A 16,404-nucleotide genomic window follows, 5' to 3' on the forward strand; every position below is an offset into this window, starting at 1 on the left:
TGGCGCTTCTCAAGGAGTTTCCCGTGACCAAGACCCATGCGGCCCTGGCCGCCAGCCTCGCCCTCGGCCTCGTGGCAGGGGCTGCGCACGCCGCCGACCAGAGCCAAGTCCCCATGGAAAAGTGCTACGGCGTCTCCCTCGCCGGCAAAAATGACTGCAAGGCGGGCGCAGGAACGACCTGTGCAGGCACGTCGAAGGTCGATTACCAGGGTAATGCCTGGAAGCTCGTCAAGGCGGGAACCTGCACCTCGATCAAGACGCCCAAGGGCGCCGGCTCCCTGACCCCGAAAGCCTGACCCGCACCGGACCGCCTCGGCGTCTGCGCGAGGCGGTCCGCTCTTCACCGAAAAAGGCCATCCCATGGCGTCGATCACTAGTATCTACGGGCGGGCGGCAGCGCTCGCCGAGCGGCCGCTGCCGCCGAGCCTGTTACTGCTGGTCGCCCGGTTCGGCATAGCTTCGGTCTTCTTCGCGTCCGGGCGAACCAAAACCGCCGGCTTGCTCACCATTACGGATTCGACCTACGAGCTCTTCCGCTCGGAGTACGCGCTTCCCATAATGAGCCCGGTGGTCGCCGCGCACATCGCGACCTATTCGGAGCACCTGTTCCCGATCCTTCTAGTGCTGGGCCTTTTCACACGTCCCGCAGCCCTAGCGTTGCTCGGTATGACCGGCGTCATCCAGATCTTCGTCTATCCCGACGCCTGGCCAACACACCTGAGCTGGGCTGGCTTGCTGCTGCCGCTTATCGCCTTGGGAGCGGGGAACTGGTCCCTTGACAGGGTATTGCGCCTCGAACAACGCACGCCCGGGTTCTCGCAGCGGTCCTAGCGGAAAGCCGCCGCCGGACGGCTGTGACCGGGGTGCGGTTGTGATGGGCCAGTTCAACCGGCGCGCCATTCAGGTCGATCAGCGGTTCCGTCGGCGCGCCAGCACGGTCGAGATGTCTTCTTCGATGCGCTCGATTGGGTCGCCTAGACGGACTTCGCCGCCTTCGATCACGCGGGCCAGGATACCGCCATGGCCGCGGACGGCGTTGTAGCCGCCGGGACCTAGCGTTTCCTCCATCCGGCCACAGGGCGCGCACTCCCCTGCCCCTTCGAGGATGACCGGTCCTATGCTGAAGCGCCGGTCTTTCAGCGCCAGCAGGTTGACGCCCCGCGTCACCAGATTCCGCCGGAGCTGCTCTGGTTGGGCTCCGGCGCCGGCGAGGAACTGGCCGATCGCGGCCAAGTCCTCCGCGGCGATCAGGGTGACCTGGCGGGGACCATTTCGCGAGGAGATGTAGTGGTCGCCTTCAAGGCCCTCACCCGGCGCCAACTTCGCCGCCGACACCGGGATCATCGAGGCGCGACGTGCGGGCCGAAGGCCGATCCATGCGAGCTCGCCGGGCGCTATCGGCCCAGAAAGGAGCCGCTGCAGGGATGATTGAGACTCCATTGCGCGCTCCGGGATTGCGGCCGCGCTAACGTCGGCCGGCCTTGGGATCGATCCGGACACCGTCCAGCGCGCGCCATCCGAACGCGAACAGGGGACGGACCTGAGCGGCGAAATCGGCGATCAGGCTCGGCAGGTTCGGATCGGCGAGTTCAGCGCCGGTCAGCCGGCGTCCGACCAACCACTGGGTCTTCTTCAGCGTTGCGTCCAGCGGCCCGCCAGCCTGTTCCTCGAAGCCCTTGGGCGTCCGCTTGACGGGCGCGCCATCCTCCAACTCGAGACCATTGTCGTCCAGGGCTTTCTCGACAGCGAGCCAGGCTTCGGGATCGGCGACGATCTGCTTGCGGAAGGCGTCGATCAGCGGGCGCTGATCCCAAAGGTAGAAGCCGGCCGTCAGGAAAGGACCTTCACCGGCGTGTTCGTCATATGCGATTTTCGCCGAGGGCAGCGTCGAGGGATCAAGCGGATCGATCGTCCGGGGATCGAAAGCCCGCGCCGGCCCGCCTTCGGGCTCGATGTGCACATAGACCGCGCCGGGCGCCATCTTGCCGCCCTCGCGCGTCAGGCTCGCCGCGACGTGGGTCTTGTAGGGTCGCTTGTCCTTGGAAAAGCGAACGTCGCGGTGAAGGCGGAAGATGCTTTTCTTCGAGTCGCCCACGAACGGCAGGCCCCGGGCTGCGAACTCCGTGTTCAGCGCCGCGATCAGACCGCCCATGGCCGGCTTCAGCCCTTCGTCATAAGCGGCGCGGTGCTCGGTGAACCAGGCCTTGTCGTTGTTGGCCGCCAGCCCCGTCAGGAACCCCAGGTCTTCATTGGAAAAGCCTGTGAAGGCCTCGGAAGGCGACGGATCGTTCTTGGGCATAAGGATTCCGGGCTCTCCGAAGTGATCCTTGTTGCGAAGACGCCCAGGCGCGCGTCCGCACTGCGCCACCGAAGATGGACCGATCAAGAGCCCGATGGCGATGACTTCCGGTTATCGAATGCATGAGGCCTACGCCGGCTCAATTGCTCAGCGCCGGAGGCCATACTTCCAAGCCTGGGCCGAGCAGCGCGAAACCCGCGCGTCGGCGCCTTCGGGGAGGTCAACGATGACGACGGCGACCAATATCATCGACACGACCAAAGAATTTCTGGATCGCGGCTATAGTCACGACTTCCGGAACGACGGGGGGACGCTTCACGATGTCACCGTCGACCGTCAGATCGATCTTCAGGACATTCATGTCGACGCGGCCTACCGCTTCGAGCTGTCTCCGGACTCCACCGACGCCTCCAACTTTTACGCCATCACCGATCGGAAGCACGGAACCAAGGGTCTCCTGATCGACGCGTTTGATCTGCTCGAGGCGACGGGCGAGACGCCGTTGTCGAGCCTGCTTTCCAAGACACAGGAACAGCGGCGCGACGATGACGCCGAAGCGCCGACCCGTTTCGGTCTGCGGAAGGTCGCCAAGGCCGAGTTCGGGGCAGATCCGGACCGCTACGTTTTGCGGATCGGATTCCCGGATTTTCCCGCGTGCCCGTTCGGCGAGTCCTACTCAATGCTCGGTTTCGACACCGCAGAGCAGACCTACGTCTGGCTGGCCACCAAGATCCTGCGCGATGACCGCTTGGTTCGCGTCCCATTCCAGTGCGCCGAAATTCCCGATAATGACTAAGGGTCGCATCGAGCCCGAAAGAGGCATGCATGGACAAGAGCCGCATACGAGACCGCCTGCTGTCGCTGGAAGCTCACGAGCTCCATGACACCGCGGAGGCCTACAGCGAATACGTCGCCGGCGCGCACATCGATGCCGGGGCGCCGATCGATGACCAGGAACAATCCCAGGCCGTGCAATCGCGGAACCTGGCCGAGGCGTTCGAGTGCCCGCTTCATGACCACCTCGAGAAGATTGATCTCCTGAAGCGGATCGACTTCGGAACGAAGACCAGAGTCGAAGCCGGCGCCATCGTCAAATTCGACGACCGCTACTATGTCATCGGCGTCGCCACGGGGCGCTTCGCCTACGCCGGCCACGCGTTCATGGGGATTTCCACTCAAGCGCCGATCTTCGAGGAGCTTGAGGGCCGTCGGGCCGGCGAGCGCTTCAAGTTCAAGGGACACGAGCATCTCATCCAAGAGGTGACGTGAGCACCGCCCTGGGCTCAGACGGCGCGGTCGCACTCGCGCAGCGGACGCGTCTTGAAGGCGGCGCCCAGCTCCTGGTTGCGACGAGTCTTGCATCCAGCCTGGCGTTTGCAAGCGGCTCCTTGGCCGCCGTCTCGCTGGCTGCGATCGGTCAGGATCTGGCGCTGACGCCGCTCGAGCTGCAATGGCTCGTCAATGCCGAGCTGCTGCCCCTGGCCGCGTTCACGCTCACCGCTGGAGGCCTAGGAGATCGATTTGGCCGCAGGCCGGTCTTCATCCTGGGCATAGCGCTATTTGGCGCCGGCGCCCTTTTGTCCGCCCTCGCGGGCGCCTGGGCCGCCTTGCTGCTTGGCCGGTTGGTGTGCGGCCTCGGTGAGGCCCTGATTTTGCCGAACGCCCTCTCAATGCTCGGCGAGGCGTTTCCTTCCGACCGCAAGGCGCGCGCGGTGGGCGTTTGGTCGGCCGCGGGCGCCGTTGCAGGCGCCGCGGCCCCGGGCCTGGCTGGCGTTGTGCTTGAGCATGGATCCTGGCGGACGCCGTTCCTGATCCTGGCGGCGGTGGCTGTGCTCGCCCTTTTCGTCGCGGTCCTCTGGACCCCAAGGGGAGGCGCTCGCAGCGCCGTGCAAGTCGATTGGCCGGGCGCAGGACTGTCGGTCCTGGGTCTGGGGGCCCTGGGCTGGGGCCTGACAAGCCTGACCGGCGGCGCTGCATCGGGGGCCCTGAGCATGACAGCGATCATGTTCGCGCTGCTGGTTCTGGGCGCGCTCGTTGTGGTCGAGCGACGGCAGGGACGCCGGGCCATGCTTCCACCCTGGTTGCTGGCGTCGCGAGATGTGATCGGCGCCAACCTGTTTACGGCGCTCCTCTACGGGCCGTTCACGGCGATGCTCACGCTCCTGCCGTTCGTGATGATCCAGGGCGCCATGCTTTCGCCGGTCGTGGCCGGCGCCGCATTCATTCCACTGCAGATCCTGATCACCGTGATATCGCCTATGGCCGGGCGTATCTGCCAGGGACTCGGCCGGCGCGCGCCTCTGATCCTTGGTGGGCTTATGGTCGGGGCCGGGTGTTTGGCGGCGCTGCGCATCGACGCCGACGCCGCCTACTGGCCCGACATCTTTCCCGCGGTGCTGCTCCTCGCACTTGGAATGGGCCTGGTCGTCGCGCCTCTGAGCACGCTGGTCCTGACCTCCGTCGACACCGATCACGCGGGCACGGCCGCCGGGGTCAACAGCTCGGTGGCGCGTGTGGGCTCGCTCGTGGCGGTCGCGCTGATCGGCGGGGTCCTGCAGGGCGGTCCAGGCTTGATACCGGCCTTTCACCTGGCGATGGCGGTGGCCGCCGGGTCATGCGGCCTCGCCGCATTGGCGGTGTTGATCGTCGAGCCCGGCCCGCACACCGATTTCATCCCCCGGGACTAGGCGCGACCCGTTCCGATACGCGGTGCGATCAGAGGCCACCGTAGCGCTCGGTGCGGATGATCTCAGCCGCGACTCCTGCCGCTTGGGCGCCGTCGGCGGCCGCATTGACGAAGCCGTTCGTGCCGCAGACGAACACCCGCTTCGGCCATGCGGGCAGACGCTTCAGGACCCGGGCTAAGATCTCGTCGTCGATCCGACGGGAGAAATCCTGGGGCCGCCAGGCGGACGCCCGGGTGAGCGCGAGGGTCATGCCGAAACGGTCGTTCTGTCGTTCGAGCGCCTCCAGTTCTTCGCGATAAAGCACGTCTTGCGGGCTTCGGGCCGAGAGCAGCAGGTGCATCGGCACGCGGGCCGCGGCCTCGGCCCCGCGGCGGGCGATGGCCATCAACGGCACGAGGCCCGAACCGCCGCCGATCAGCAGGATCGGGCCGCCGTCCTCCGGCTCCCAGACGAAATGCCCACCCAAGGGGCCCTTGATCTCGACGACATCGCCGACCTGCGCGACGTCATGGAACCATAGCGAGACCTCGCCGTCGGCAAGGCGCTCGACCGCCAATTCCAGCTCGTCGTCGGCGCCCGGCAGGGAGGCGATCGAATAGCTTCGGATGGCCCGATAGCCATCTTCGGCGGTCAGGCGAATGTCGACATGCTGCCCTGCACGCCACGTGAATGGCCGATCCGGGCGGACAAAAAAGCTCGTAATCTCCGGAGTCTGCATGACACGACGGGTGATCGTCGCGTTCTGCCATCGAACCGCAGGGGCGAGGACGCCAGCGACGTCAGTCATCGGTGTATCGCTGCTCCCGCCATGGATCGCCGTAGATGTGGTAACCGCGCAATTCCCAGAACCCGGCCTCGTCGCGCGTGGTGAATTGGAGGCCTTTCACCCACTTGGCCGACTTCCAGAAGTAGAGATGCGGAACCAGCAGTCGGGCCGGACCTCCATGATCGGCCTCGAGCGGAGCGCCGTCGTAGCGTAGCGCCACCATGGCCTTTCCCTGCGTCAGATCGGCCAGGGGTACGTTCGTGGAGTAGCCGTCGAACGAGTGGGCGAGGACGTAAGGAGTGGGCGGGTCGATGCCCGCATCGTCCAGCAGGTCGTCGATCAGCACGCCGCTCCAGCGGGTGTCGAACTTCGACCAGGTGGTCACGCAATGAATGTCGCGCACCAGTTCCGTCTGGCGCAGGGCGTTGATCTCGTCCCACGTCCAGGTGCGAACGGGCCTCGGCCCGACCTTGAGGGTGAAGGACCAGGCCTCGGTGCGAAGGCGTGGCGTCGGCCCGGCCGTGAGGACGGGGAAGTTCTCGACCAGATGCTGGCCGGGCGGCAATCTCTTGGCCGTGGCGGGCGGTTGCCGACGACCGACGAAGCCTCGTGTCACCATCGCCGCGCCCCTTCTCTCTCTGCTCCCATCACCTTCACGCTGCGTCGCCGGCCTTGGCGCGGTGTGGCAGCTTCCAGTCCGGCCGCGGAAAGTGGCAGGTGTACCCGTTGGGTATCCGCTCCAGGTAGTCCTGATGCTCCGGTTCGGCTTCCCAGAAGGCGCCGGCCGGCTCGATCTCCGTCACCACCTTGCCCGGCCAAAGTCCTGAGGCCTCCACGTCGGCGACCGTCTCCTGCGCCACGCGCCGCTGCTCGTCGCTGGTGTAGAAGATCGCCGACCGGTAGCTGCGACCGAGATCGTTACCCTGCCGGTTCAGGGTCGTCGGATCGTGGATCTGGAAGAACCATTCCAGCTGATCCCTGAAGCTGGTCTGCGCCGGATCGAAGATGATCTCGATCGCCTCGGCATGGTCGCCGTGCCGGCGATAGGTGGCGTTCGGGGTCGCCTCGTCCCCGGTGTAGCCGACCCGGGTCGAAATCACTCCAGGCCTCCGGCGGATGAGGTCTTGCATCCCCCAGAAGCATCCTCCGGCAAGTACGGCCCGCTCAGTGGTGTCCATGATCATGCTCCTCGTGAGACCAGCCCCGTTATCGTCGATCTTCTCATGGACGCGACCGAAAGCGGCCTATTGATTCCATTCCCGGTGCGCATCGCCCGGTCGGACGGATCAAGGCCGCTATTTCGCCGGCCTCGACACCGAGGCCAGATAGACGACGATGTCATGCCTTTGCTGTGCGTCGGGGACAGCCAGGAACATCTTTGACCCGGGGGCCATGGCCTGCGGACTCTGCAGCCAGGTGTCCAGGCGAGCCCGCGTCCAGACGCCCCCAAGCTTCTTGAGACTGTCCGAGTACTGAAAGTCAGGCAGGCCGGCGACCTTGCGGCCCACGACGTCGCGATGGCGCGGCCCGATACGATTGGCGTCGACCGAGTGACACCCGCCGCACTTGGCCTCGTAGAGAGCCTCTCCGACAGCCGGGCTCTCGGCCGAGGCGGAGGTCGCGACGAGTCCCGCCGCGAGGGCGATCCAGATGCACGCGCGGGTCATCAGCTGAACAAGAAGGCTTTGGCCGGGATCGGTGTTCCGGCAGCGTTGTTCAGCGTCGTCCAGTGCACCGCTTCGTCCGCCGACAACTGCGTGAACAGGTGGACGAGTTGCGGATCATGGAGGGCGGCCACCTGGCCGGCATAGGCGTTGGTCGCTCCAAGCTCCAGCTTTGTGGCCAGATTGACGACGTCTGCCTGAGATTTGAGAGCGGCGAGATTGAGTTCCTTGACATAGTCGGCGTCCGCCTTGGGCTCCACCGGCTTGCCACCAGCCTTGCGGATGAGATCGGCAAGGGCGTCGCGATGCTGTTCGTGATGGCCCTTGAAGATGAGCGCGACCTTCAGCGTGTCGGCCTGCAGCAGGCCGCTGGCGCCGGCCAGGCGGTAGGCGGCGATCCCTTCGTGCTCAAGGGCGAGCGCGCCCTGCATCACCGAAACGTCCGCCGCCGGATTTGGCGACGCGGCCGCGCGGCCGGCGAAGGTCGCCGCCCCGACGAATAGGCCAGCTCCGGCTATGAGGGTTCGACGGGAGGCGTCTTGGTCGCGTTGGTTGCGGATCATAGGAATGTCCTTTGGCAAGAGCGTCGGTCAGACGCGTTCGAGGAGCGCCACGGTCCCCTGCCCGCCGTCCGCGCAGACGGAGACGACCGCTTTCGCGCCGACCGGATGGGCGAGGAGTTCCTTGGCCGCCTGGCTGAGGATGCGGGCGCCCGTGGCCGCGAAGGGGTGGCCCAAGGCGAGCGAGCCGCCGTGCCGGTTCAATCGGTCGAAGGGGAACGGTCCGAGATCAACGTCGATCTTGGCGTGCTCGCGCCGATACGACGGATCCATCGCGGCTTGGATATTGGCGAGCACCTGGGCCGCGAACGCTTCGTGCAGCTCCCATACGGCGACGTCGGCGGCCTTCAGGCCGTGGCGGGCGAGCAGCCGCGGGATGGCCCGGGCAGGCGCCATGAGGATGCCCTCGACCGCATAGCTCATCGCCGCGAGCTGCCAGTCCACCAGCCGCACGGCCGGCGGACCACCCAACCTCCGCAGCCCGTCCGCGTCGGCGACCCAGACGCCGGCGGCCCCGTCGGTCAGGGGCGAGGAGTTGCCGGCCGTAAGCGTGCCGGCGCCCGTCCGGTCGAACACGGTCGGCAGCGCGGAGAGCTTTTCCAGCGAGGTGTCGGTCCTCGGCAGCGTGTCGTGCTCGACCCCGAAGGCGGGCAATACGAGATCGCCGAAAAACCCGTCCTGATCCCGTCCCCGGGCGGCGTTCTGGTGACTGGCCAACGCCAGGGCGTCCTGCGCGGCGCGCGTGATCGCGTAGAGCTTGGCCGTGTCCTCCGTGTGCTCGCCCATCGATCGTCCGCTGACGCGGTTCGCCCAGGCGTTGGCCGGGATCTCGAAGTCGGCCGGGGTCACCGCCTCCAGCAGTTGCAGAGCCGCCGGCAGATCGCGGATCGCCTTTGCCGCAATCTGATCAGCCTTGCCTTGGCGCAGGGCGATCGGACGGTGCGACATGGTCTCGACCCCACCGACCAACGCCAGATGGGCGTCGCCGCGACCGAGCAGTCCGCCCGCGGCCAGCGCGCCGATGAAGCTCGTCGAGCAGGCCATCACATCCGAGAAGGCGACGATCTCAGGATCGAGGCCGGCTTCGAACACCAACTCGCGGGCGACGTTCGAGACGGTCGGATCCGGGATCACCTGCCCCCACAGGAGCAGGTCCGGCTGCGCTGAATTGATCATCGCCTTGGCGATCGGCGCCGACAATTGAAGCGCCGACACGTCGGCATACTGGGCCCCAGCTTTGACGAACGGGGTTCGTACGCCTGGGACAATGAAAACGTCGGCCATGTCGGTTCCAGCGCTGGGTGGCGTCCCCATGTCCCGGCGCACGGATTTGGTCCGTGAGATCGGCTGCGGACGGTCGGAGTGAAAGGTCGAGGAGAACGGTCGCCGCTGAAGGGCGCGAGGGGAAATAGCGAGCGATCATGGGATTGATCACCGCCAGCTATCGCACTGGCTTCGAGCGACTAGCGCTGCAGAGCCGGGTATCCGGAGGAGTACATCCAGTCTGTGCTTTCGGCCGGCTGGTGGCAGCCCAGGCAATCCTTCCGATAGTCGGTGGAGGTGGTTTGCGTCGGCTTGTCAGCGTCGAACCACGACCATCCCCAACCGTCGCCCCACAGCGGATCGCCCGGATGACTGTTCTTGCTGTCGCGCACGCTCACGAACCAGCCCTTTAGAGCGGTCGCGTTACTGACCGTCCCTGTAGTCATGGATTGGGTGGACGTGCCGCGGACCTCCTTCACCAGGACGGCGCCGTCCGGGAAGTGGCCGGTCCGCTTGAACGCCGCCGTCGCGCCGGGCGAGGCGTAGACGACGTGCATCTCCTTCGACCCCAGGCCCTTGTCCGCGGCGACGGCCCAACTGCCCAGATACTCATAGGTCCTCTGGTAATCGGCCGGCACGCGCAGCGCGCCTTTCGGATCGGCCACCGAAGCAGGCTTCGGCGACGCGGCCACGGCCAGGGTCGACCCCAGAGCGACTGCGACAACGCCGAGCCCGAGAATGGGAGTCCGCTTCATGGTGTTCCTTTCGTTGCGTGCGCGCATCGGAACCGTCGGACACCGTCGTGCGGAACGGAAATAGCGTGGCGTCATCGGTTCGATGAGCCTCGGTTATGCGGCCGCGCCAATTCCAACTGTCGGGCGCGCAGCGACGCCGAACCATTCCCAGAAGTCATTTTGGGAGCGCCCGGCGAACGGGGCATGGTCGGGCGCGCGCTTAGGCCCTGAGCTGGCTGTCGCCCCTTGCGCGACTTGATCATTCCGCTTGGCGAAGCGATTGCGAAATCGAGATCGGACATGCCCCACCCGCCCGTTGGTTCCTCCTCGAGCGATAGCCCCCCCAACAGCGGTGGCGTGCTTGTGACCTTGGGGCGAGCTGATACGGCGCTCTATGCGCCGCTGCGCGATTGGATGCTGGCGTCGAACCTGGCCGAACAGGCGCTCAAGGCCGGCGACAACGCGCCCGACTTCTTCCTTCCTGACGACCGCGCGCGCTTGGTCGCGCTGCGGGCCTTGCTCGAAAATGGGCCGGTCGTGCTCTGCTTCTTGGCCGGGGGCTGGTGCTCGTTTTGCATCGCCAAGCTCAAGGCGTTGAATGCGGCCTTGGAAGATCGCGGCGGTCCGCCCGCCACCCTCGTCGCGATCACGCCCGAGACAGGTTCTCATCCACGGCGGATGCGCGCGGCGCACCAAATCCAATGCACGGTCCTATCCGATGTCGACTATGAGGTCGGACAGATGTTCGGGATCATCTCGGTCTTGCCGCCCGAGATCGTCACCGAGATGAGGTCGCGGGGTCTGGACCTCCCTCAACTGCATGGAGTCGCCAAGCCGATGCTGGCCGCGCCGGCCGTCTATCTGATCGGGCCTTCAGGCAAGATCGCCATGGCCAGCGTGGATCTCGACTACATCGCCAGCGCCGACACCGAGGCGCTGATCAGCGCTCTGGAGCAGCTAAGCTAGCCTTCAGGCGGTCGCCAGTCGGGCATCTTCGTCTGGGGAGTCGCCTCGAGCCCTGCAGTCGGCGGCCACTGCAGGGCGTTCCGCGATCGGGAAGCTGCTCCGCCAGTCATGGACCCGAGCGATCTTCACAAGGGCTTCAAGGGCCGGCGAATACCTGCGTCCAGCGACGGCGAGGAGTTGGATGTTGCGCTTCAGGGGATCGCTCGCGATGGGCCGCGCAACAAGGGATGGCAAGTGCGGCGCGTGCTCGGGCCAGAGCATCAGGCCCAGGCCCGCCGCCACCATGTGCTGCAGATGCGCAAGGCGCCTGCCTCGATGACCGACGCGGGGCTCGACCTCTGGCGGAAACAGGTCTTGCCATGGCGGGTCGGCGCCGTCGCAGCCGACATGTTCGAGCCAGGTGGCCTTCGCCAGGACATCTACCGGCAAGCTGGAAAACTCCGCCAGCATCGACTCCTTCGGCATCAGGACCAGAAACCGCTCTTCAAACAGGTTCCAATGGTCGATGCGCAGCGGCAACTCGCCAAATTCATTGCCAGAGATCGCCGCGTTCACGGCGCCGTCCAGCAACAACTCACTGAGCGCCGCCGGCTCCTCTTCGATGAGTTCGACCTGCAAGCCGGGCATGAACCGGGCAATCTCGACCAGCGGCGCTTCGATGATGGATGCGGACACGCATGACGCCAGGGCGATCTTGAGTGGTGCGATCTCCTTGCGTTGGAAATCGATCGCCAGGGTGTGCACGCTCTCGGCGGCGACATAGGCGCGTTCCAGCATCGGAAGCACCAATTTGCCCAGGTCGGTCAGTTGGGTGAGTTGCCGCTCTCGGTGGATCAGAACACCTCCGAGCTCCAGTTCCAGCTTCTGAACGGCCTTGGTCAGAGCCGGCTGGGTGACGTTGCACATTTCCGCGGCCCGCGTGAAGTTGAGGGATCGCGCCAACGCCAGGAAATAACGGATCTGGTGGAGTTCCATGGGGCCTCCGATCTCAGTTGACTGCGTTGACGGCGGGACGGCTCCGGTGCGAGCTCATGCGACCAAACCGCCCTCCTCCCTCGCGCGATGACCGAATTGGTCGGTCACGTGCAAACCACTTTTGTGGATTAATCACTCCACAAATGGACTTGTACCTCCTTTGGCCACTGGCGGCTACAGGCAAGCGCGCGTGTCGGGTGGGGTCCGCGATCACAGCAACGTCCCGCCGCATCGCTAAGTCCGGGTGAGGCTCGCGCTCCGCGCCAGAGGCGAAGCGAGACCCGCAAGCCCTTCGACATTCCGGGGCGCCCCTGATTTTGGAGCCGTCGCTCCTATTTAAGAATTCAGGCCAAGCCCGCGCCGCAGTACACGATGCGGTGGAGGCATGAATTTGATGACCAATGGGAATGGCGACATCGTAGGTCTGCGCACGGGCGAGCGCCGTCTTTTTGGCTACGCGGCCTAAGTGCGGTGAGCTGAGCGATGGGCATGGATCAAAAGCCGGAGCAGACGAAGCGAACTCGCGGCCGTCCTCGTGAATTCGACCGGACGGCCGCTGTGGAAAGCGCCATGCGGCTGTTCTGGGAGCGAGGCTACGAGGGCACGACGCTTGAGGATCTGATCGGCGCCATGGGGATCAGCCTCTCGAGCTTCTACCACGCCTTCGGCAGCAAGAAGCAGTTGTTCTCCGAAGCTATGGACTATTACTTCGTAGGCCCGGGTGGCTGGTTCCAGGAGTTGGTGGAGGCCGGACACGATGTCCGCTCCACCATGGAAATGGTCTTCGAACGGGCCGCCGTCGCCTTCACAAGCGAACAGTTCCCGCCGGGCTGCATGGTCTCCGCGGCTGTGGTCCATGGGCCGCCGGAACTGGACGATCTTCGCGAGGAATTGCGCGACCGCCGCAACGACCTGGCTCCAGCGTTCCTGCAGCGCCTGACCGAGGCGCGCGCCCGCGGAGAGATTCCCGAAGACGCGGACATTGACGCCCTGGCGACGTTCTTCGCCTCGTGTTTTCGGGGCATGTCGGTCCTGGCGAGAGACGGCGCATCGCGGGAAAAGCTCCGCGGCATCGGACGCATGGCCATGCAGGCTTGGCCGAGGGCTAGCAACGGCCCGCCCGACTAGAGTTCCGCCGTCCCGCCAAAGACCTGATCCTAGGCCATGAGCCTTTCACTTCTTTGCCAAATTCCTGAGGTGTCGGACGAAGTTCAACACATCGTCGGGCATCAGGCGGCCAATTGCCCGGGTCGAGTAGACGGCGGTGACAATCTGGCCTTCGGGATCAAGAATGAAGCCGGTGGCCTGGAGGCAGACGGGGTTCTCGTTGACGAAGGCGCCGGTGACCGCCGACACGGTTTGAACGTCGGCGCCGTACCCGACCGGGAAGCCGAGCCGATGCTTCTCGACAAGCGCCTCCGACGTCTCCCGATCGTCGGCCGAAACTGAGACGACTCTGATCCCCTCCTCTGCGAATTCGTCCGCCGCCTTCTCAAAGGCGGCGAGCTGGGCGTTGCAGTACGGACACCAGGAACCACGGTGGAACAGGATCACACCGAATTTCCCGGCCAGATCGATGGGTAAGTGGATTTCGCCGCCCCCCACTCGAGCAAAGGTAAGTGAAGGGAACGCATCGTTATTCTTCAGCATCGCAGTTCTGCTCTCCGTGCAAAGTTGGCGCTTACCGCGGGCGATCGCGGCGACGGGCGTCCGACGACCTTGGGCAATGGGTCTTAGCGCGCGCATCGCCAGGCGCTTCAGGCCGAGACGAGCGCACGTCCGGCCAGTTCGAGCCCAAGGACGCCGAGACAACATAGGAAGCTGATACGGAACGTCCTGGCGCTGATCTTTCGGCGGATGATCGTGCCGAGCCACATGCCGACCAGGGCGGGGAAGATCGCCAGCGCCGACAGGGCGAGATTACCGAGGTGGAAGGCGCCGTGGCCTGCCAGACCGACCCCCAAGGCCACCGTCGAGACCGTGAACGACAGGCCCAGCGCCTGGATCAAGTCGTCTTTCCCAATGTCGAGGCCTTGCAGGTAGGGTACGGCCGGGATCGTGAAGACGCCGGTCGCGCCGCTGATCAGGCCAGTCGCAAGACCGATCATCGGAGAGAGCCACGCTTCAAGCCGCTTCGGCATGCTGAGAGGCCGTCCGAGGAGGCCATACAGTGCGTAGACTGTGAGCGCGACGCCGAGACCGACCGTGGTCCACCGAGTATCGGCGCCGGTGAGCAGCCGCACCCCCAGGATCGTGCCTACGAGGATCCCCGCCATCATCGCCCACAGACGGGCGATGAGCGCTCGGAAATCGGCCCCCGTGACCAACTGCCAGACATTGGTGACGAAGGACGGAATGAGCAGGAGGGAGGTGGCGCTCACGGGGGTCATGAAGACGCTCAGCACACCCATGGACACCGTGGGCAGACCCATCCCGGCGACGCCCTTCACGACTCCGGCGAGCATGAAGGTGAGCCCGATCAGGGCCAGGGTCCCGGACGAGAAACTCGACATGCCGAAGACTCCTGCAAGCATCGCCAGCTTCGGACCATCCGATGGGCCAGCTTCCGCTCCCTTGCGGAGTTAGGCGGGCCAGTGACGACTTGCTTTCGGTCTTTCCGGAGGTAGGCCCAGGCCGTATCCTTCACAATTGGGGAAAATCCGAAGCCTGGCTTCGGCATGTCCGAAGGATCATCATGCGGTTCGACATCGCCGACCTGCAGCTTTTTCTGGGTGTGGTGGAACAAGGCAGCCTTACCCGAGGGGCGCGCTCAATGCGGCTGGCCCTGGCCTCGGCGAGCGAACGGATCGCCGGCATGGAAGAGGCGCTCGGCGCGCTTCTCCTGGAACGGACCTCCCGCGGGGTCCGCCCCACGGCCGCGGGCGAGGCGCTGGTGCGTCATGCGCGGATCATCCTGTTCCAGGTCGAACAGATGCGTGGGGAACTCGACGGCTTCGGCCGGGGGCTTAAGGGCCGGGTGCGCTTGCTCTGCAATACAGCCGCCCTGATGGGATATGTGCCGCCGCGGTTGCGCGACTTTTTGGTGGAGCATCCCGACCTGTCGGTTGATCTCGAGGAGCGCCCCAGCGTGGAGATTGTTGCGGCCGTCGCAGAGGGGCGCGCCGACCTGGGCGTGGTGGCCGACACAGCCGACTTCGCAGCGCTCGAGACCCGCCCGTTGGTCGAGGACCGATTGATGGCGGTGCTCGGCCCGAGGCATCCCCTGGCCGACGCCGCCAGTGCGTCCTTCGCCGACCTCGTCAGCGAGCCCCTCATCGGCGTCGGTGATGTAGCCATGGAAATCCACCTCGCCGAGCGGGCGTCACGGCTCGGCCTGCGGCTCGACTATCGCGTCCGGTTGAGAAGGATGGCCGACATGGCGACGATGGCGGCGGCAGGTGTTGGGATCGCCATTGTCTCCGAAGCCTCCGCCGCCGACCTCGGAAGCGACGACCTGGCCGTCGTTCCGCTCGACGATTCCTGGGCGCACCGGCGCCTCTACCTCTGCGCCCGTGACTTCAGGCGACTGCCCTCGGCGGCGGCGGCCTTGTCCCGAGCCTTATCACCTGTCTGACAACAGTTCTCGATCACCGCGCCAATCGCACCTATCGCGTAGGTCAGCCCCGCGAGCGGACGTTCCAAGAGTCGGAGAAGGGTGGAAAGCGGCCATTGAAACCCTACTTGAGTGACGAGGGTGCCTGATGACCAGACCTGACCGCTCAGCGGCCGAGCAGTTTCATGACTCCGACGTCGTCGAGTCATATGGCCACCGCCCTGACTATCCGCCCGAGCTTTATGACGCGCTGCTGGACCTCGCGCCATCACGGGACTGCATTCTCGATCTAGGATGTGGGCCCGGCAAAATCGCCCGAGCGATCGCCGCACGGGTGAAGGAGGTCTACGCCGTCGACCCATCTCCCCTCATGCTCAGCCTTGGCCAATCATTGGACGCTGGGCGCCATCCAAATATCCGCTGGATCGAGAGTGCGGCGGAGACTCTAGAGCTTTCGCCTGGCGCGCTGGATCTAGCCGTCGCCGGCGCATCCATCCACTGGATGCGTCCGGAGGACGTGTTCCCCAACCTGGTAGATGCGCTTCGACCGTCGGGGATCATAGCAATCGTCGATGGCGACGAACCAGCACAAGCGCCTTGGCATAGCGCGTACCTGACGGTCATTAGCGGCTGGGTAGAGCGTCTCGGTGGCAAATGGAAAGGCCCAGCTCATCAAGCTCTGATGACCGCGCACACCCCGTGGATTGATGAAGGCGGCGAGTTAGTTTTCGTCAGCTCGGTAGAGCAGAGCCTTGAAGACTTCCTAGCGTCTCAGCACTCGCGCGCCACTTGGTCACGCGCAAGAATGGGCGAACTCGCCAATGCCTTTGATGATGATATCCGAGCCGCGCTGACGCCTTGGACCCGCGACGGAAAAATCTCGTTTGAGGTCCACTCGAGGCTGTTGTGGGGACGTCCTCGGCGGGCGGCTCGGTGA

General features: G+C 65.4%; 21 protein-coding genes. 9 read left to right on the forward strand and 12 right to left on the reverse strand.

Features of this window, described 5'->3' with window-relative positions; genetic code table 11:
- Nucleotides 1–23 precede the first annotated feature (23 nt).
- The gene (locus ABID41_RS03430; RefSeq protein ID WP_331928772.1) at nucleotides 24–296 is read left to right on the forward strand and encodes a BufA1 family periplasmic bufferin-type metallophore; all 273 of its coding nucleotides are present in this window, start codon (nucleotides 24–26) and stop codon (nucleotides 294–296) included.
- A 64-nt stretch (nucleotides 297–360) separates the two neighbouring features.
- Nucleotides 361–831: a DoxX family protein gene (locus ABID41_RS03435; protein WP_354297180.1), complete on the forward strand. Its 471-nt coding sequence runs from the start codon at nucleotides 361–363 to the stop codon at nucleotides 829–831.
- Between the two features lie 78 nt (nucleotides 832–909).
- Here the strand turns inward: ABID41_RS03435 and ABID41_RS03440 are convergent, their stop codons facing one another.
- Together ABID41_RS03440 and ABID41_RS03445 are read right to left on the reverse strand one after the other, a co-directional pair.
- On the reverse strand, nucleotides 910–1,440 hold the full coding sequence (locus ABID41_RS03440) for an MOSC domain-containing protein (protein WP_331928768.1): 531 nt from the start codon (nucleotides 1,438–1,440) through the stop codon (nucleotides 910–912).
- 25 nt (nucleotides 1,441–1,465) lie between these two features.
- Nucleotides 1,466–2,299, reverse strand: coding sequence for a DUF2461 domain-containing protein (locus ABID41_RS03445; protein ID WP_331928766.1), 834 nt, complete (start codon nucleotides 2,297–2,299; stop codon nucleotides 1,466–1,468).
- Between the two features lie 226 nt (nucleotides 2,300–2,525).
- Between ABID41_RS03445 and ABID41_RS03450 the strand changes: the two genes are divergently transcribed.
- Genes ABID41_RS03450 through ABID41_RS03460 form a run of 3 tightly spaced genes read left to right on the forward strand, consistent with a single transcriptional unit; the run spans nucleotide 2,526 to nucleotide 4,986 of the window.
- Nucleotides 2,526–3,095 carry a hypothetical protein gene (locus ABID41_RS03450; protein ID WP_331928764.1) on the forward strand — a complete coding sequence of 190 codons (570 nt, stop codon included), beginning with the start codon at nucleotides 2,526–2,528 and terminating at the stop codon, nucleotides 3,093–3,095.
- A 29-nt stretch (nucleotides 3,096–3,124) separates the two neighbouring features.
- The gene (locus tag ABID41_RS03455; RefSeq protein WP_331928762.1) at nucleotides 3,125–3,568 is read left to right on the forward strand and encodes a hypothetical protein; all 444 of its coding nucleotides are present in this window, start codon (nucleotides 3,125–3,127) and stop codon (nucleotides 3,566–3,568) included.
- Nucleotides 3,565–4,986 carry an MFS transporter gene (locus ABID41_RS03460; protein ID WP_354297181.1) on the forward strand — a complete coding sequence of 474 codons (1,422 nt, stop codon included), beginning with the start codon at nucleotides 3,565–3,567 and terminating at the stop codon, nucleotides 4,984–4,986. Before ABID41_RS03455 ends, ABID41_RS03460 begins: the two co-directional genes overlap by 4 nt.
- Nucleotides 4,987–5,014: 28 nt before the next feature.
- On the opposite strand, the gene ABID41_RS03465 is transcribed toward ABID41_RS03460, so the two are convergent.
- From ABID41_RS03465 to ABID41_RS03495, 7 genes are all read right to left on the reverse strand, one after another.
- Nucleotides 5,015–5,773: an FAD-binding oxidoreductase gene (locus ABID41_RS03465; RefSeq protein WP_331928758.1), complete on the reverse strand. Its 759-nt coding sequence runs from the start codon at nucleotides 5,771–5,773 to the stop codon at nucleotides 5,015–5,017.
- Nucleotides 5,766–6,371 (reverse strand): sulfite oxidase-like oxidoreductase, encoded by a 606-nt coding sequence (locus ABID41_RS03470; RefSeq protein ID WP_331928756.1) that lies wholly within the window; start codon nucleotides 6,369–6,371, stop codon nucleotides 5,766–5,768. The genes ABID41_RS03465 and ABID41_RS03470 overlap by 8 nt, the downstream gene beginning before the upstream one ends.
- A 34-nt stretch (nucleotides 6,372–6,405) precedes the next feature.
- Nucleotides 6,406–6,936 (reverse strand): peptide-methionine (S)-S-oxide reductase MsrA, encoded by a 531-nt coding sequence (gene msrA, locus ABID41_RS03475; RefSeq protein ID WP_435529977.1) that lies wholly within the window; start codon nucleotides 6,934–6,936, stop codon nucleotides 6,406–6,408.
- A gap of 111 nt (nucleotides 6,937–7,047) precedes the next feature.
- A complete protein-coding gene (locus ABID41_RS03480; RefSeq protein ID WP_331928752.1) occupies nucleotides 7,048–7,419 on the reverse strand; it encodes a c-type cytochrome in 372 nt (123 codons plus the stop codon).
- Entirely contained in the window at nucleotides 7,419–7,847 is a 429-nt protein-coding gene (locus tag ABID41_RS03485) for a DUF4439 domain-containing protein (RefSeq protein ID WP_331928750.1), read from the reverse strand. Before ABID41_RS03485 ends, ABID41_RS03480 begins: the two co-directional genes overlap by 1 nt.
- A gap of 159 nt (nucleotides 7,848–8,006) precedes the next feature.
- On the reverse strand, nucleotides 8,007–9,260 hold the full coding sequence (locus tag ABID41_RS03490) for an acetyl-CoA C-acyltransferase (protein WP_331928748.1): 1,254 nt from the start codon (nucleotides 9,258–9,260) through the stop codon (nucleotides 8,007–8,009).
- Between the two features lie 179 nt (nucleotides 9,261–9,439).
- Nucleotides 9,440–9,994, reverse strand: a complete 555-nt coding sequence (locus tag ABID41_RS03495) for a cytochrome P460 family protein (protein ID WP_331928747.1) — start codon at nucleotides 9,992–9,994, stop codon at nucleotides 9,440–9,442.
- 225 nt (nucleotides 9,995–10,219) lie between these two features.
- Here ABID41_RS03495 and ABID41_RS03500 point away from each other — a divergent pair, with 225 nt between their 5' ends.
- On the forward strand, nucleotides 10,220–10,939 hold the full coding sequence (locus ABID41_RS03500) for a redoxin domain-containing protein (RefSeq protein WP_331928745.1): 720 nt from the start codon (nucleotides 10,220–10,222) through the stop codon (nucleotides 10,937–10,939).
- Between the two features lie 3 nt (nucleotides 10,940–10,942).
- Here ABID41_RS03500 and ABID41_RS03505 read toward each other — a convergent pair whose 3' ends face one another.
- Nucleotides 10,943–11,914: a LysR family transcriptional regulator gene (locus ABID41_RS03505; protein ID WP_331928743.1), complete on the reverse strand. Its 972-nt coding sequence runs from the start codon at nucleotides 11,912–11,914 to the stop codon at nucleotides 10,943–10,945.
- Nucleotides 11,915–12,484: 570 nt separating this feature from the next.
- Here ABID41_RS03505 and ABID41_RS03510 point away from each other — a divergent pair.
- Nucleotides 12,485–13,042, forward strand: a complete 558-nt coding sequence (locus ABID41_RS03510) for a TetR/AcrR family transcriptional regulator (RefSeq protein WP_331928741.1) — start codon at nucleotides 12,485–12,487, stop codon at nucleotides 13,040–13,042.
- 45 nt (nucleotides 13,043–13,087) lie between these two features.
- On the opposite strand, the gene ABID41_RS03515 is transcribed toward ABID41_RS03510, so the two are convergent.
- Together ABID41_RS03515 and ABID41_RS03520 are read right to left on the reverse strand one after the other, a co-directional pair.
- Nucleotides 13,088–13,564, reverse strand: a complete 477-nt coding sequence (locus tag ABID41_RS03515; protein ID WP_331928739.1) for a peroxiredoxin family protein — start codon at nucleotides 13,562–13,564, stop codon at nucleotides 13,088–13,090.
- A gap of 107 nt (nucleotides 13,565–13,671) precedes the next feature.
- Nucleotides 13,672–14,427, reverse strand: a complete 756-nt coding sequence (locus ABID41_RS03520; protein WP_331928737.1) for a sulfite exporter TauE/SafE family protein — start codon at nucleotides 14,425–14,427, stop codon at nucleotides 13,672–13,674.
- Between the two features lie 182 nt (nucleotides 14,428–14,609).
- On the opposite strand from ABID41_RS03520, the gene ABID41_RS03525 reads away from it, so the two are divergent.
- Entirely contained in the window at nucleotides 14,610–15,488 is an 879-nt protein-coding gene (locus ABID41_RS03525; RefSeq protein ID WP_331928735.1) for a LysR substrate-binding domain-containing protein, read from the forward strand.
- A gap of 127 nt (nucleotides 15,489–15,615) precedes the next feature.
- Nucleotides 15,616–16,404, forward strand: coding sequence for a class I SAM-dependent methyltransferase (locus ABID41_RS03530; RefSeq protein WP_331928733.1), 789 nt, complete (start codon nucleotides 15,616–15,618; stop codon nucleotides 16,402–16,404).

Origin of the sequence: Phenylobacterium koreense (genome assembly GCF_040545335.1) — a bacterium.
In the GTDB taxonomy this organism is placed as follows: domain Bacteria; phylum Pseudomonadota; class Alphaproteobacteria; order Caulobacterales; family Caulobacteraceae; genus Phenylobacterium; species Phenylobacterium koreense.

Bases quoted from the DNA above. Each gene is read 5' to 3' on its own strand.
- ABID41_RS03435 (WP_354297180.1), top strand. From the start codon at position 361: ATGGCGTCGATCACTAGTATCTACGGGCGGGCGGCAGCGCTCGCCGAG.
- ABID41_RS03440 (WP_331928768.1), bottom strand. From the start codon at position 1,440: ATGGAGTCTCAATCATCCCTGCAGCGGCTCCTTTCTGGGCCGATAGCG.
- ABID41_RS03445 (WP_331928766.1), bottom strand. From the start codon at position 2,299: ATGCCCAAGAACGATCCGTCGCCTTCCGAGGCCTTCACAGGCTTTTCC.
- ABID41_RS03450 (WP_331928764.1), top strand. From the start codon at position 2,526: ATGACGACGGCGACCAATATCATCGACACGACCAAAGAATTTCTGGAT.
- ABID41_RS03455 (WP_331928762.1), top strand. From the start codon at position 3,125: ATGGACAAGAGCCGCATACGAGACCGCCTGCTGTCGCTGGAAGCTCAC.
- ABID41_RS03465 (WP_331928758.1), bottom strand. From the start codon at position 5,773: ATGACTGACGTCGCTGGCGTCCTCGCCCCTGCGGTTCGATGGCAGAAC.
- ABID41_RS03470 (WP_331928756.1), bottom strand. From the start codon at position 6,371: ATGGTGACACGAGGCTTCGTCGGTCGTCGGCAACCGCCCGCCACGGCC.
- msrA (WP_435529977.1), bottom strand. From the start codon at position 6,936: ATGATCATGGACACCACTGAGCGGGCCGTACTTGCCGGAGGATGCTTC.
- ABID41_RS03480 (WP_331928752.1), bottom strand. From the start codon at position 7,419: ATGACCCGCGCGTGCATCTGGATCGCCCTCGCGGCGGGACTCGTCGCG.
- ABID41_RS03485 (WP_331928750.1), bottom strand. From the start codon at position 7,847: ATGCAGGGCGCGCTCGCCCTTGAGCACGAAGGGATCGCCGCCTACCGC.
- ABID41_RS03490 (WP_331928748.1), bottom strand. From the start codon at position 9,260: ATGGCCGACGTTTTCATTGTCCCAGGCGTACGAACCCCGTTCGTCAAA.
- ABID41_RS03495 (WP_331928747.1), bottom strand. From the start codon at position 9,994: ATGAAGCGGACTCCCATTCTCGGGCTCGGCGTTGTCGCAGTCGCTCTG.
- ABID41_RS03505 (WP_331928743.1), bottom strand. From the start codon at position 11,914: ATGGAACTCCACCAGATCCGTTATTTCCTGGCGTTGGCGCGATCCCTC.
- ABID41_RS03510 (WP_331928741.1), top strand. From the start codon at position 12,485: ATGCGGCTGTTCTGGGAGCGAGGCTACGAGGGCACGACGCTTGAGGAT.
- ABID41_RS03515 (WP_331928739.1), bottom strand. From the start codon at position 13,564: ATGCTGAAGAATAACGATGCGTTCCCTTCACTTACCTTTGCTCGAGTG.
- ABID41_RS03520 (WP_331928737.1), bottom strand. From the start codon at position 14,427: ATGTCGAGTTTCTCGTCCGGGACCCTGGCCCTGATCGGGCTCACCTTC.
- ABID41_RS03525 (WP_331928735.1), top strand. From the start codon at position 14,610: ATGCGGTTCGACATCGCCGACCTGCAGCTTTTTCTGGGTGTGGTGGAA.
- ABID41_RS03530 (WP_331928733.1), top strand. From the start codon at position 15,616: ATGACCAGACCTGACCGCTCAGCGGCCGAGCAGTTTCATGACTCCGAC.